This window comes from Sphingobacterium sp. ML3W (genome assembly GCF_029542085.1).
Taxonomy (GTDB): domain Bacteria; phylum Bacteroidota; class Bacteroidia; order Sphingobacteriales; family Sphingobacteriaceae; genus Sphingobacterium.
Window position 1 is genome coordinate 6058497 of sequence record NZ_CP107036.1, and the last position, 14771, is coordinate 6073267.

The following is a 14771-nucleotide window of genomic DNA, read 5'->3' on the forward strand; positions in this document are numbered from 1 at the left end:
TTTATCCTTTTATATTAATATTTAAGCTTAATTCATCCAATTGTTCCTGGTGAATAGTTGATGGAGCATCAATCATGATATCTCTTCCCGAATTGTTTTTTGGAAAGGCAATCACATCACGGATGGAATCTAGACCAGCTAATAGCGATACGAGTCTGTCAAAACCAAACGCTAAACCACCATGTGGAGGAGCTCCATAGGTGAACGCTTCCATCAAGAAACCAAATTGTTTCTGTGCTTCTTCGGGACTAAATCCGAGGTGTTTAAACATGAGTGACTGGAGGTCTCTGTCATGAATACGGATAGATCCACCGCCCACTTCGACACCGTTTAATACAAAGTCATAAGCATTTGCTCTTACTTCACCAGGCTTTGTGTCCAGTAACGGAATATCTTCCGGTTTTGGAGAGGTGAAAGGATGGTGCATTGCATGGTAGCGAGCGTTGTCCTCATCCCATTCCAATAAAGGGAAATCAATAACCCATAACGGAGCAAAGGTGTTTTTGTCGCGAAGACCGAGCTGTGAGGCAACTTCTAGACGCAATTCGTTTAATTGTTTACGAACTTTATCCTTGCCACCCGCCATAATTAATAAGAGGTCCCCGGGTTTCGCGTGGAACTTAGCAGCAATGGCCGTTAGTTGTTCCGGAGTAAAAAATTTATCAACAGAAGATTTTACTGAGCCATCTTCATTCACACGGGCATAAACTAAACCTGTAGCGCCGATTTGAGGACGTTTAATAAAATCTGTTAAGGCATCCAGTTGTTTTCTGGTATAATCCGCGCAATTCTCGGCATTGATACCGACAACCAGCTCCGCAGCATCAAATACAGGGAATCCCTTTTCTTTGGCTACATCATTTAATTCAACAAACTGCATTCCGAAACGGATATCAGGTTTGTCGGATCCATAGAGACGCATGGCATCAGCATAAGTCATACGTGGCACCGCTCCAAGGTCTATGCCTTTGATCGTTTTGAAGATGTGTTTTGCCAATCCTTCAAAAATATTCAGCACATCTTCCTGTTCTACGAAGGACATTTCACAATCGATTTGTGTGAACTCTGGCTGACGGTCAGCACGCAAGTCCTCATCGCGGAAACATTTGACAATTTGAAAATAGCGATCAAATCCTGATACCATCAATAGTTGTTTGAATGTCTGTGGTGACTGAGGCAATGCATAAAATTCACCTGGATTCATGCGGGAAGGAACCACAAAATCTCGTGCTCCCTCCGGAGTAGATTTGATAAGATAAGGTGTTTCCACTTCTAGGAAATTCTGAGAGTCAAGATAACGACGTACTTCCTGCGAAGTTTTATGTCGTAAAATAAGATTCTCACGTACCGGATTACGACGTAAATCCAAATATCTGAATTTCATTCTGATATCATCGCCACCATCCGTTTCATCTTCTATTGTAAAAGGAGGTAATTTCGCTGCATTTAATATTTCAAGATTTGAAACCTTGATTTCGATATCTCCAGTAGAGATTTTAGCATTCTTATTGGAACGTTCAATAACCTCTCCGGTTACCTTTATGACATATTCTCTTCCCAGTTCACGGGCACTAGCACGTAAAGACGCGTCATCATCTGCATTGAACGTTAATTGTGTGATACCATATCGGTCTCTAACATCGATGAAAGTCATACCGCCCAAATCGCGGGATTTTTGAACCCATCCACTTAGGGTAACCGTTTTCCCTAAGTCAGCTAATGTTAATTCTCCACAAGTGTGTGTTCTGTGCATATCTTAATAAAAATAAAATTTATGCAAAATTATTGGTTTTACTCGACAATAACGAATTCTACTGTTCTTATTTGAATGCTGTTCTCCCACTTTCGACCACACTAGAGATTATCTGTTTTTCAGTTCTCCACTTTCTCCCATTTTTCCGGAAAAAGGGAGCAAAATTAAATTTCTAAAGAGGAAATTTTTACAATTCATTTCGGTTTTTTTGAAAAAAAACCGAAAAATATCTGACCGTGTTTTGAAGGTATATTTGATTGAAATACGTCTTTAACTGTTTGTAAATAAGGTTTTATGCTTTATGGTGAAAATGGATGTTATTTTTTCTTGTAGCTATTTTTCGATGTGGAAAACTTTTTTATGTTGTAAAGTGGGGGAAAGTGGGAGAAAGTGTATACTTTTACATTTAAATTAGAATAGGATAATTGACGATATGACTCAGTTGATCGGAGAATTCGAATGCAAGCTAGACGCCAAAGGAAGAATGGTGTTGCCAGCGGCGCTCAAGAGGCAGATGCCTCATGTTGAGCGCGATGGGCTTGTTGTGAATCGCGGTTTTGAGAAGCATTTGGTTTTTTATCCACGTGAGGAGTGGGATTTGATGACAGCTAAACTGGCTAAGTTAAATCAATTTGATCCGAAAGTGCGTGCTTTTGTGCGTGCTTTTACTCGTGGAGCTACAGAGCTGACTTTGGACGCGGCTGGTCGTGTTTTGTTGCCAAAAAGCTTGCTTGAATTTGCAGGAATAACAACAGAATTGGTTTTGGCTTGTCAGTTTAACAAGATAGAAGTTTGGTCTAAAGAGGGATATGATGATTTGATGGGTGACGGAGGTGTGGAAGATATATCGTCTTTAGCGGCAGAGATAATGGGGGATATTAATTTTGGAATATAGTAATATGGAGAATGTGTATCATGTTCCGGTAATGTTGCAAGAATGCATGGATGCTTTGGCGATCAAGCCGAATGGTGTGTATGTGGATGTAACTTTTGGTGGAGGTGGTCACTCTCGTGAAATACTGAAGAGGCTGGGGCCAGAGGGAAAGCTATTTGCTTTTGATCAGGATCCGGATGCTTTGGGAAATGTGATTGATGATCCTCGTTTTACATTGATTCATCAAAATTTCAGGTTTTTAAAGAATAGTCTTCGTCTGCATGGTGTACGTACAGTGGATGGCATTTTAGCTGATTTGGGCGTTTCATCGCATCAGTTTGATGCAGCAGATCGTGGCTTTTCAATCCGATTTGATGCTGATTTGGATATGCGTATGGATCAAGTGGGAGATTTGGATGCAAAAGCCGTGTTGGCAACTTATGCGGAAGAAGATCTTCATCGGATTTTTGGTATGTATGGCGAGATTATGAATGCAAAGTCCTTGGCGAAAACAATTGTAACAGCTCGTTTGGCACAGCCGATACATACGGTTGCTGAATTGAAAGAAGTTATTCAGCGAATGGTTCCAAAGGGAAAAGAACATAAATATCATGCGCAAGTTTTTCAGGCTTTGCGTATTGAGGTTAACCGTGAATTGGAGGCTTTGCAAGAGTTTTTGTTGCAAACTGTTGATGTATTGAAAAGTGAGGGGAGATTGGTGGTGATGTCTTATCATTCCTTAGAAGATCGTTTGGTGAAAAATTTTATGGCCAAAGGGAAATTTAAAGGGGATGTTGAGAAAGATTTTTTTGGAAATGAAATCAAGCCGTTCCATGTGTTGAGCCGTAAAGCGATTACAGCATCGCCGCAGGAATTGGCTGTAAATAATAGATCGCGCAGTGCGAAACTGCGTATTGCTGAAAGGTTGGATTTGTCTTAAAAATGGAGCGAAAAGATGAGCAGGAATACAATAAGACAGAAAGAATTGAGTGAAGAAGTTCAGGAAGAACTACAAGAAACTGTCGAGGAAAAGGCGGAAGAAACAGAAGCGTTTATTAAAACGCTTTTTACCGTTGGAGACCTTTCCTTAAACAAAATATTGGAGTATCTCCCTTTTGGGGCTTTCATCGCCTTTTTGATGCTGTTGTATATCTCTAACCGTCACTTCGCTGAGCGAACTATTCGAGGTATCGATAAAGTAAGCAAAGAAGTAAAAGAATTGGGCTGGGATCATAAGTCGCTATCTGCTGAACTTATGAAAATGTCCACGCAAACGGAGATCGCAAAGCGCGTGGACTCATTGGGTTTGAAAGAACGGGTGGAGCCGCCGATCAAGATTGAAGTTGTAGAGAAAAAAGAAGATAAATAGAGAGAGTTATGAGTATCAGAAACACGATTCTTGTTCGCGTCTATTTTGCCTTTGGACTTATTGTGCTTCTTGCATTTATGGTATTTGGGAAAATGCTGAAGTTGCAATATGTGGATGGGCAACATTGGAAGGCTTTGGCGGATAGTCTTTCTATTCAAGAGCGTGAGGTTGAAGCTGCACGGGGGAATATCTATTCCAACGACGGGAGCTTATTGGCGACTTCTGTTCCTGAGTATGAACTTCGTTTTGATGCTATGGCCATTCCCGAAGAAGAAAATGAATATTTCAATCTCAAAGTTGATTCTCTCGCGATTAAATTGGCTGATTTTTTTAAGGATAAATCATCCCGGCAATATTTGACATTACTAAAACAGGCGCGGAATAAAAAGCAGCGCTATCTACTGATCAAACGAAATGTGTCGCATCAGGATTTAAAGAAAGTGAAGCAATTTCCTTTATTTAAATCTGCTCGTGTTGAAAAGGAACGTTTTCCTAGTGGTTTGATTACCGATAGACAGAATAAGCGGATTTTGCCATTCGTTAATCTGGCGGCAAGAACTATTGGCTATAAAAACGTAAAAGAAAATATCCACGTCGGATTAGAGGGCGCATACGGTGAGTATATCGATGGGAAAAGTGGTAAGAGATTGATGCAACGTATTGCAGGAGGGGTTTGGATCCCTGTCAATAGAGATATTGAGGTTGCACCAGTTGATGGTTCGGACATCATATCTACAATTGATGTGAATATGCAGGATATGGCTCAAAGAGCGCTGGAGAAACAAATGATTGTGAGTAATGCTGATGAAGGATGTGTTGTGATGATGGAAGTGAAAACAGGTGAAGTGCGGGCTGTTGCAAACTTCATGCGGGATAAAGATGGTGTTTATCGTGAGAAGTTCAATCTTGCAATTGCGCAAAGTGCCGATCCGGGTTCAACTTTTAAACTTGCCTCTTATCTAGCATTGATCGATGATAAGAAAATCGATTCAAGTACGACCATTAATATCGGAAATGGTAACTGGCCGATTTACAAGCATACAATCCGCGATTCGCATGCGCCAAAAAAATCTATAGTCTCGGCTAAAAGAGCTTTTGAAGAGTCGTCGAATGTTGGGGTTACAAAATTTGTCTATCAAGCTTATAAAGATAACCCAGATCAGTTTACGTCGAAACTGCATTCTTTTGGATTCGGTAAGACGTTAGATCTACAGATTCCAGGAGAGGGAGTTCCATTGGTGAAAACATCGAAAAGTAAATCTTGGAGTGGATTGTCTCTGGTTCAGATGGCTTATGGTTATGAGATGAAGATTACACCATTACAGACCTTGACATTTTATAACGCTGTTGCAAATAACGGTAAATTGATTGCCCCATTATTTGTCAAAGAGATTAGGCATCTGGGTAATACGATTCAAACCTTTCAAGCAAAGGTAATCAATGAAAAGATCGCTTCGGATCATGCATTGGCAGAGGTAAGGGGAATGATGGAGGGTGTCATGACAGAGGGTACAGGAAGAAGTGTTGCTAGCCCATTGTATACATCGGGAGGTAAGACGGGAACAGCGCAGATGGCTGATGGCTCGAGAGGTTATGGAGCTAGGAGATACCAGTCATCTTTTGCAGGCTATTTCCCAGCTGAAGATCCGAAATATTCGATTATTGTGGTGATCCGAAATCCGAGAAATGGTTATTATGGTGGATCGGTGGCCGGACCTGTTTTTAAAGAGCTTGCGGATATGGTTTATGCTAATGATATGGAGATGCAGGGAAAAAAATCATTTAAGGCAGTTAACGTTGGCGGAAGAATGCCATTGACCTTGCAAGGGTCAAGAGAAGCGAGTAAGAAAGTATATGATAAGTTGGGAATTAATACAGTGAATTGGGATATGGTGGCGAGAGGTGAAGTAGATACATCGAATAGAGGTGTGCCATTTGTGGATTTGAAATATAAAGAAGGAATTGTTCCAAATGTAGTGGGAATGGGATTGATGGATGCTTTGTATGTGATGGAGAATGCGGGATTTAAAACGCATGTATTTGGAAAGGGAAGAGTGGGAGCACAATCTCTGACTGCAGGTCAAAAACTCCCATTTGGAACAGCGATAAATTTAGAACTTAAGTAATGATGGATTTAAAAAAAGTATTGCATGCTATCCCTGTTCAACAGGTGGTGGGAAACCTCGAAGAGGTCGATGTGCACTCTTTGTGCTTTGATTCCAGAAAGGTGGAGCTGGGAAGTTTGTTTATCGCTGTGCGTGGTGTTCAGACAGACGGACATTTATTTATCGATAAAGCAATCACTTCTGGAGCAAGAGCAGTTATTGTTGAAGAACTTCCTGTGGAAACATTAGACTCTGTGGCTTACATTTTAGTGGCAGACTCGGCATATGCCTTAGGAGTCGCTTCTGCCAATTTCTATGGTAATCCATCCGAGCAACTCAAGTTGGTTGGAGTGACAGGAACCAATGGAAAAACAACTGTAGCGACGTTGTTATTCCAGTTGTTTACAGAGCTGGGATATCATGTTGGTTTGCTGTCAACAGTACAGAATCAAATTGGTCCAAAGATAATTCCTGCAACGCACACTACTCCAGATCCAATCCAGTTGAACCAGCTGTTGAGGGATATGGTAGATGATGGCTGTGATTATGCTTTTATGGAAGTCAGTTCACATGCGGTGGTACAAGAGCGTATAGCAGGGCTGGTTTTTGCTGGTGCTATATTTACGAATATTACACACGACCATCTGGATTTTCATAAAACTTTTGATAACTATATTAAAGCAAAGAAGAAGTTCTTTGATGATCTAGATGTACATGCGTTTGCTTTAACAAATGCGGATGATCGAAATGGTCAGATCATGTTGCAAAATACAGTTGCCCATAAAAAAAGCTATGGCTTGCGTTCGGGCGCTGATTTTAAAGCTAAAGTTATCGAAAGCCATTTTGATGGGATGTTGATGAGTATTGATGGGCAGGAAGTATGGGTCAAATTGATAGGTGATTTTAATGCTTATAATCTTTTAGCGGTGTATACGGCAGCAATCCTATTGGAGCAAGAAACAGTAAAGGTATTGACGGCCTTAAGTACATTGAAAGGGGCAGAAGGGCGCTTTGAAACGATGAAATCCACTTCAGGTGTCTTTGGTATTGTGGATTATGCACATACACCTGATGCTGTTGAAAATGTCTTAAAAACCATTAGTTCTTTGAGACGTCCAGAGCAAAAGATCATTACTGTTTTAGGTTGTGGTGGTGACCGTGACAAAACCAAAAGACCTGAGATGGCAGAAGCCGCATTACGCTATAGCGATCGTTTCTTGATTACATCTGATAATCCACGCACAGAGGATCCATATCAGATTATTAAAGATATTGAAGCTGGTGTAGGAGCTGAACAAAAGGCGAAAACACTTTCTATTGCAGATCGTAAAGAAGCGATACGTACAGCGTATCAATTGGCAAACCCTGGAGATATTATCCTGGTCGCCGGAAAAGGACATGAAAAATATCAAGATGTGAATGGTGTAAAGCATCATTTTGATGATAAAGAAATTTTAGAGAATACATTTAACGAAAAATAGAATATGTTGTACCATCTATTTACGTGGCTTAGCGAATATATCCATATACCAGGAGGAGGTTTGTTTCAATACATCTCCTTTAGAACATCTATGGCTGTTATCGCTTCATTAATTATTACCACGGTTTTTGGGGGGAAATTGATCCAGTTCTTGCATAATAAACAAGTTGGGGAGACAATTCGTGATTTAGGGCTAGAAGGTGAAAAAAAGAAAGCTGGTACGCCGACAATGGGGGGGATAATTATCATCGCCGGGATTTTGATTCCTACGTTATTATTTGCCAAGTTGACAAATATCTATGTGATCATTATGATTGTAACGACACTTTGGATGGGGGCAATAGGTTTTCTGGATGATTATATTAAAGTTTTTAGACATAATAAAGAAGGGTTAGCTGGGAAATTTAAGGTGGTTGGCCAAGTCGGATTGGGGGCTATTATTGCCTGCACGATGTATTTTCACCCAGATATTGTGGTACGTAAAGGTGTGGATAAGCCAACTTCAACTAAACCGGTGGAAGTGGTTATTAACGAAGGGACAGGAGAAAAAACATATGCTGAAAATGTAAAATCTTCTAAAACAAATATACCGTTTTATAAGAATAATGAATTTGACTACGCCAAGGTGTTCAAGATGTTTGGCTTGCAAAGTGACTATTTGACTTTTGTAGTCTTTTTAATTGTTGTCATTTTTATCGTTACTGCAGTATCCAACGGTGCTAATATTACCGATGGTATCGATGGTCTGGCCACTAGTACGTCCGCAATAATTGGGGTTACCTTGGCAATTTTGGCTTATGTGTCTGGTAACGTGATTTTTTCAGACTATCTCAATATTATGTATATCCCCAACTCTGGTGAGCTTGTGATTTTTGCAGGAGCATTTGTGGGAGCTTGTGTCGGTTTTCTATGGTATAATACCTATCCTGCACAGGTTTTTATGGGTGATACAGGTAGCTTGGCAATTGGTGGTATCATTGCAGCATTTGCCATTTTGATCCGTAAAGAATTGTTGATTCCAATTTTATGCGGTGTGTTTTTGTTGGAAAATCTCTCCGTGATCCTACAGGTTTCCTATTTCAAATATACCAAAAAGAAATACGGTGAAGGAAGAAGGATATTTTTAATGTCCCCTTTGCATCACCACTTCCAAAAGAAGGGGTACCATGAAGCAAAAATTGTAACACGTTTTGTCATTGTGGGAATAATTTTAGCCATTCTGACAATTGTAACATTAAAAATTAGATAACGATGTCAAATATATCAACAGCATATTACCCTCAATCAGGAAGCTTGGTCGTTTTAGGCGCAGGTGAAAGCGGTGTGGGTACAGCAATCCTGGGAAAGGAAAAGGGCTATGATGTTTTTGTATCGGATAAAGGACTGATAGCAGATCATTATAAGGAGCAATTGAAAACGGAAGGCATTGCTTTCGAAGAGGGGAATCATGATGAATCTCGCATATTGAATGCTGCTCTTGTTGTCAAGAGCCCCGGAATTCCGGAGACAGTGCCCTTGGTGGTCGCCTTAAAGGAAAAAAATATTCCGGTAATTGCCGAAATAGAATTTGCAGCCCAATATACTGCTGCTAAATTAATTTGTATCACAGGATCAAATGGGAAGTCTACGACAACCATGTTGACATACGAAATGCTAAAGCATGGTGGTCTTAATGTTGGTTTGGCTGGTAATATTGGAAAAAGTTTTGCACTTCAGGTCGCGCGTGAAAATTTTGATTGTTACGTATTGGAAATTTCAAGCTTTATGTTGGATGATATGTACCATTTTAGAGCAGATATTGCTGTAATTCTAAATATCACGCCAGATCATTTGGATCGTTACGACCATAAAATGGAGAATTATGTGGATTCCAAATTCAGAATGATTCAAAATCAGACGGAGAAAGATTATTTTATATACTGTTTAGACGATCCTGAGACGATCAAAGGATTGGAGAGACATCATAGTAAGGGGACTTATTTACCTTTTACACAAGAACAGCTTGTTGAATTGGGAGCCTATTTAACTGCCAATAAAACAATGATTATTAATACACCAAATAACGATACATTCACTATGAGAACTGAGGAATTGTCATTGCAGGGGAAGCATAATATTTATAATAGTATGGCTTCTGGATTGATTGCAAAAGTGCAGGAATTGAGAAATCAAGCGATGAAAGAAAGTATGGGATCGTATGTGAATATTCCACATCGTCTTGAACACGTTGCCTGTATTGGTGGTGTAAACTACATCAATGATTCAAAGGCGACGAATGTTAATTCGGTATGGTACGCTTTGGAGAGCTTTTCCACACCGATCGTGTTGTTATTGGGGGGTGTAGATAAAGGAAATGACTATACGATGCTTGCTGATTTGGTGAAAGACAAAGTGCATGCTATAGTTTGTTTAGGAAAAGATACTGCGGCAATTCATAAGGCCTTTGAGCAGGATGTTGAAATTATTGTTAACAGTACATCCATGCAGGATGCTGTTATATTGTCTTCACATTTAGCAAAAAAGGGTGATACGGTGTTATTGTCGCCAGCCTGTGCGAGCTTTGATTGGTTTAAAAACTACGAAGATCGGGGTGATAAATTTAAAGCAGCTGTAATGGAATTATAAATAAATGGTACAACCATAAAGGGAGAAGGATATGCTACAGAACATAATGTCTAAATTAAAAGGTGATCGATGGATATGGATCATTGTGATGATCTTATCGGGATGGTCACTTTTGGCTGTATACAGTTCGGTCGGAACCCTGGCCTATAAAGAAGGAAGGGGGACAGAAATGTATCTGTTGAAACATTTTTCTATCATCGCAGTGGGATTTATTTTGATGTACCTTTCTCACAAATTGGATTATCGCTATTACGCTGGTATATCCAAGATCATGATGGGAATTACAATTCCTCTATTGTTGTTTACCTTGTTGTTTGGAAGTAAGGTCAATGAAGCTAGTCGTTGGTTGACTATTCCGGGTATAGGCTTGACCTTTCAAACTTCGGATTTAGCCAAGCTTTCATTGATTGTTTTTCTTGCACGGATGTTATCGCGTAAACAGGAAGAAATTAAGGATGTTAAAAAGTCCTTTTTGCCAATAATGGGTTCAGTTTGTGGGGTGTTTATTCTCATCGCCTTGGCGAATTTGTCTACAGCACTCATGTTATTTGGTGTTAGTGTGTTGCTGCTGCTAATTGGTCGGATATCGTTTAAACAGATCGCTATTGTTTGCTGTGGCGGAGGAGTGCTATTGATGTTAGTCATCTTTTTTGGTCCACGTAAAACAACATACATTAGTCGGGTGAAATCGTTCTTTAATACCGAAAAAGTTGATAAAACAGTTTCATTCCAGGATGATAAGAACTATCAGGCAAATAACGCAAAGATCGCAATTGCTACTGGTGGACTTTTTGGTAAAGGTCCGGGAAATAGCGTTCAGCGGAATGTATTGCCGCACCCATATTCCGATTTTATTTATGCAATTATTATTGAGGAGTATGGTACAGTTGGTGGGGTGATCCTGCTATTTCTATACTTGGCTTTTATGTATCGATGTATACGTATTGTCACGATGAGTCCCAAAGCATTTGGGACGTTCTTGGCTGCTGGTTTAGGTTTCAGTCTTACCATACAGGCGCTAGCAAACATGGCGGTAGCAGTAGGGCTTGGGCCAGTAACTGGGGTGCCATTACCATTAGTGAGTATGGGAGGAACTTCGATTTTGTTTACAAGTGTAGCCTTAGGAATTATCCTGAGCGTGAGTAGAAATATTGAGGAATTAAAAGGAAAAGAACAGTTGGATGAAAAACCGAAACCCAAAAAAGTGGTTATCGGCTCCATTCCAGCTTAAACAATATATTGAGCATGGCAATTCGAATAATAATAAGTGGGGGTGGTACCGGAGGACATATTTTTCCGGCGATTTCAATTGCTAATGCATTGAAGACGATGGATCCTGCAAATGAAATTTTATTTGTAGGTGCTAATGGTCGGATGGAAATGGATAAGGTACCCGCTGCAGGTTACACTATTGTTGGGCTTGATATTCAGGGAATCAATAGAAAACAGCTTTGGAAGAATATCTTATTACCGTTTAAATTAATGAAGAGTCTTCGTAAGGCAAAAAAGATAATCCGGGACTTTAAACCCGATGTTGCAGTAGGTGTTGGTGGTTTTGCTTCGGGCCCTTTATTGATGATGGCGAATAAATTGGGAATTCCTACAGTTGTTCAGGAGCAGAATTCTTACGCTGGCGTAACAAATAAAAAGGTTGGTGCTAAAGCAGCAAAGATTTGTGTGGCCTATGAGGGAATGGAACAATTTTTTCCAGCTGATAAGGTATTGTTGACAGGGAATCCGATACGAAGAGAGTCTGTTGCGATCGAGGGAAAAAAGGCTGAGGCTTTGGAGTTCTTTGGATTGGATCAACATAAGAAGACAATCTTGGTACTAGGAGGAAGTTTGGGTGCTAGAACATTGAATGAAAGCGTCGTTGCCTATTTGGATGCTCTGCGTAATGAAGAGGTACAGGTGATTTGGCAATGTGGTAGCTTTTATATCGATACCCTTCGGACGGACTTGGAAGGAAAACTTCCAGCGAATGTGAAGATGATGGCATTTCTTCAAAAAATGGATTATGCCTATGCCGCGGCTGATTTGATTATTAGCCGAGCAGGAGCAGGAACGATCTCAGAACTGTGTGTTGTTGGGAAACCCGTTATTCTGGTTCCTTCGCCAAATGTTGCGGAAGATCATCAGACTAAAAATGCAATGGCATTGGTCAATAAGCATGCAGCACTGTTGGTGAAAGATGTAGATGCCGCAAAGACTTTGATTCCAACAGCCTTGGATTTATTCGGGAATCCGGATCAAGTGGCGCAGTTGAGTGAAAATATAAAAATACTTGGTAAGCTGGATGCTGATATTCAGATTGCAGAGCAAGTGTATAAATTGGCAAATAAGAAATAGATAATGCGTATGAATCTAGATGCGATAAAACAAGTTTACTTGATCGGGATTGGCGGAATTGGCATGAGTGGCCTTGCACGCTATTTTAAGCATTTGGGCTGTGAGGTGAATGGATATGACCGTACGGAAACCGAATTGACCAAAACATTGGTCAAAGAGGGTATTTCGGTCACATATCAGGATGATGTGAATTCTATTGATTCTATTTTCCATCAGCCTATAACTGCTACATTGGTGATATTTACACCCGCGATTCCTAAGGATTCTAAGATTAAAGCGTTTTTTGAATCTCAGGGTCATGTATTGTATAAAAGATCACAAGTACTCGGTATCATTAGTGAAAGCAGGTTTACAATTGCGGTAGCTGGAACACATGGTAAAACGACTACCTCAACGATGGTAGCACATTTGTTAAAAGATTCGGGATACGATTGTTCTGCTTTTTTAGGCGGTATCAGCTCTAATTACGATACCAATGTGCTTTATGGAAACAATAATACCGTAGTTGTTGAAGCGGATGAATTTGATCGTTCATTTTTGACACTTCATCCGAATATCGCGATCGTAACTTCTTCGGATGCAGATCATTTGGATATCTATGGTGATAAGAGCCATTTGCTTGAATCTTTCCAGTTGTTTTTGGACAAGGTTGTTGATGGTGGCACACGTATAATAAGGAAAGGACTGGAATTCAAGGGTCAGATTAGTTATTCTGGTCAGGAAGTGGCGGATGCTTATGCGTCTAATGTTCACGTAAGAGAAGGCGAGTTCTTTTTCGACTATCAGGATGCCAATGGAAAAATTGAAGATATTCATTTGGGTATTCCTGGGATTCACAATGTTGAAAATGCTGTTGCAGCAATTACGGTAGCACGTCTGTTGGGAATTTCGACCAAGGCAATTAAGACTGCTTTGACAACATTTAAGGGTGTCAAAAGGCGATTTGAATATATTGTCCGCACACCGGAGGTGGTTTACATTGACGATTATGCACACCATCCTGAAGAGTTACGGGCATTTTTGACTTCAATGCGGAAATTGTATCCAACAAAGAAACTAAATGTTGTATTTCAACCACATTTGTTTACGCGTACCAGAGATTTTGTGGATGGGTTTGCTGAGGTGTTATCTACTGCGGATAATCTACTCTTAATGGAAATATATCCAGCACGGGAACTTCCGATAGAAGGCGTTAACTCAAGTTGGTTGTTGGATAAAATTACAGCGCAGCATAAACAGATTGTTACAGCCGAAGAGGTATTAGATTTTGCACGGAATGAAAAACCGGATTTAATCGTGACAGTAGGAGCAGGGGATATAGATAAATTGGTAAAACCATTACAAGCGATTTTAGAACATGCTTAAAAAATTACGTGACATACAATGGAATCGTGTACTCTACTTTACCTTATTTTTTATTGGGGTTATTGTAGTTGTTGTGATCATGAACATTGTGGGCAAACGTGATGAACAACAGCTTTGTAAGGACGTGAAAATAGTCATCGAAGGTACAGAGGCTTTTATTGATCAAGCAGATATTTCAAAATTGATTGAGCAAAACTATGGAAGTTTTGTAGGGAAGAAGGTCAATGGTATTCCTTTTCAGCGCGTGGAGAAGACACTGAAAAAATTGCCCTATGTATCGAATGCAAGCATTCATGCCGATATGAACGGTACAGTAAAGATTAATATAGATCAGCGCGAAGCGGTCATGCGGATTATCAATAAAAATGGACGTGAGTTCTATGTTGATCCCAAAGGTTTAAAGATACCGACTACATTAAAGTATATCCCGCACATCATGGTTGCAACTGGCAATATAGCTGAAGGATACAACGAGGCATTGGATACAATCTCAACTTCGTTGGTGAAAGATTTGGTGAAGGTGGCAGAGTTTATTGGAAAGGATGAATTGTGGAGTAACCAGGTTGTACAGATTTATGTGAATGCCGACCATGACATAGAACTTGTGCCCCGTGTCGGAACACAACAATTGATTGTTGGATCTGCCGATTCGTTGGAACAAAAGTTTGAATTATTAAAAACATTTTATACGCAGATCATGCCAAAAGTAGGTATCAATGCCTATGGTGTGGTGAATGTAAAATACGGAGGACAGATCATTTGTGAAAAGCGAGGAAATTGGAGCTTTTCAGATGATCAAACGAAAAAAATAGCAAATAATACATTATAGTAATACAGCAACAATACAGGAA

At 40.0% G+C, this 14771-nt stretch carries 12 protein-coding genes; 11 read left to right on the forward strand and 1 reads right to left on the reverse strand.

What is annotated here, in order from left to right; all coding sequences use genetic code 11:
• Position 1: 1 nt before the first annotated feature.
• Positions 2-1753 (reverse strand): aspartate--tRNA ligase, encoded by a 1752-nt coding sequence (gene aspS, locus OGI71_RS25030; protein ID WP_282252830.1) that lies wholly within the window; start codon positions 1751-1753, stop codon positions 2-4.
• 433 nt (positions 1754-2186) lie between these two features.
• Between aspS and mraZ the strand changes: the two genes are divergently transcribed.
• The 11 genes from mraZ to OGI71_RS25085 are packed head-to-tail and all read left to right on the forward strand — an operon-like array spanning position 2187 to position 14749.
• Positions 2187-2648, forward strand: coding sequence for a division/cell wall cluster transcriptional repressor MraZ (mraZ, locus tag OGI71_RS25035; RefSeq protein WP_282252832.1), 462 nt, complete (start codon positions 2187-2189; stop codon positions 2646-2648).
• Positions 2649-2652: 4 nt separating this feature from the next.
• A complete protein-coding gene (gene rsmH, locus OGI71_RS25040) occupies positions 2653-3567 on the forward strand; it encodes a 16S rRNA (cytosine(1402)-N(4))-methyltransferase RsmH (RefSeq protein ID WP_282252834.1) in 915 nt (304 codons plus the stop codon).
• A gap of 15 nt (positions 3568-3582) precedes the next feature.
• Positions 3583-3996, forward strand: coding sequence for an FtsL-like putative cell division protein (locus OGI71_RS25045; RefSeq protein ID WP_120259578.1), 414 nt, complete (start codon positions 3583-3585; stop codon positions 3994-3996).
• A gap of 8 nt (positions 3997-4004) precedes the next feature.
• Complete coding sequence (locus tag OGI71_RS25050; protein WP_282252835.1) at positions 4005-6122, forward strand: penicillin-binding protein; 2118 nt, start codon at positions 4005-4007, stop codon at positions 6120-6122.
• A complete protein-coding gene (locus OGI71_RS25055; RefSeq protein ID WP_282252836.1) occupies positions 6122-7582 on the forward strand; it encodes a UDP-N-acetylmuramoyl-L-alanyl-D-glutamate--2,6-diaminopimelate ligase in 1461 nt (486 codons plus the stop codon). Before OGI71_RS25050 ends, OGI71_RS25055 begins: the two co-directional genes overlap by 1 nt.
• 3 nt (positions 7583-7585) lie before the next feature.
• Entirely contained in the window at positions 7586-8830 is a 1245-nt protein-coding gene (gene mraY, locus OGI71_RS25060; RefSeq protein WP_259187015.1) for a phospho-N-acetylmuramoyl-pentapeptide-transferase, read from the forward strand.
• A gap of 2 nt (positions 8831-8832) precedes the next feature.
• Complete coding sequence (murD, locus tag OGI71_RS25065) at positions 8833-10206, forward strand: UDP-N-acetylmuramoyl-L-alanine--D-glutamate ligase (RefSeq protein ID WP_282252838.1); 1374 nt, start codon at positions 8833-8835, stop codon at positions 10204-10206.
• 31 nt (positions 10207-10237) lie between these two features.
• On the forward strand, positions 10238-11437 hold the full coding sequence (locus tag OGI71_RS25070; protein WP_223580602.1) for an FtsW/RodA/SpoVE family cell cycle protein: 1200 nt from the start codon (positions 10238-10240) through the stop codon (positions 11435-11437).
• A gap of 14 nt (positions 11438-11451) precedes the next feature.
• A complete protein-coding gene (gene murG, locus OGI71_RS25075; protein ID WP_282252839.1) occupies positions 11452-12555 on the forward strand; it encodes an undecaprenyldiphospho-muramoylpentapeptide beta-N-acetylglucosaminyltransferase in 1104 nt (367 codons plus the stop codon).
• 9 nt (positions 12556-12564) lie between these two features.
• Entirely contained in the window at positions 12565-13920 is a 1356-nt protein-coding gene (gene murC, locus OGI71_RS25080) for a UDP-N-acetylmuramate--L-alanine ligase (protein ID WP_282256165.1), read from the forward strand.
• Positions 13913-14749, forward strand: a complete 837-nt coding sequence (locus tag OGI71_RS25085) for an FtsQ-type POTRA domain-containing protein (RefSeq protein WP_223580599.1) — start codon at positions 13913-13915, stop codon at positions 14747-14749. Before murC ends, OGI71_RS25085 begins: the two co-directional genes overlap by 8 nt.
• Positions 14750-14771 lie beyond the last annotated feature (22 nt).

Bases quoted from the DNA above. Each gene is read 5' to 3' on its own strand.
- aspS (WP_282252830.1), bottom strand. From the start codon at position 1,753: ATGCACAGAACACACACTTGTGGAGAATTAACATTAGCTGACTTAGGG.
- mraZ (WP_282252832.1), top strand. From the start codon at position 2,187: ATGACTCAGTTGATCGGAGAATTCGAATGCAAGCTAGACGCCAAAGGA.
- rsmH (WP_282252834.1), top strand. From the start codon at position 2,653: ATGGAGAATGTGTATCATGTTCCGGTAATGTTGCAAGAATGCATGGAT.
- OGI71_RS25045 (WP_120259578.1), top strand. From the start codon at position 3,583: ATGAGCAGGAATACAATAAGACAGAAAGAATTGAGTGAAGAAGTTCAG.
- OGI71_RS25050 (WP_282252835.1), top strand. From the start codon at position 4,005: ATGAGTATCAGAAACACGATTCTTGTTCGCGTCTATTTTGCCTTTGGA.
- OGI71_RS25055 (WP_282252836.1), top strand. From the start codon at position 6,122: ATGATGGATTTAAAAAAAGTATTGCATGCTATCCCTGTTCAACAGGTG.
- mraY (WP_259187015.1), top strand. From the start codon at position 7,586: ATGTTGTACCATCTATTTACGTGGCTTAGCGAATATATCCATATACCA.
- murD (WP_282252838.1), top strand. From the start codon at position 8,833: ATGTCAAATATATCAACAGCATATTACCCTCAATCAGGAAGCTTGGTC.
- OGI71_RS25070 (WP_223580602.1), top strand. From the start codon at position 10,238: ATGCTACAGAACATAATGTCTAAATTAAAAGGTGATCGATGGATATGG.
- murG (WP_282252839.1), top strand. From the start codon at position 11,452: ATGGCAATTCGAATAATAATAAGTGGGGGTGGTACCGGAGGACATATT.
- murC (WP_282256165.1), top strand. From the start codon at position 12,565: ATGAATCTAGATGCGATAAAACAAGTTTACTTGATCGGGATTGGCGGA.
- OGI71_RS25085 (WP_223580599.1), top strand. From the start codon at position 13,913: ATGCTTAAAAAATTACGTGACATACAATGGAATCGTGTACTCTACTTT.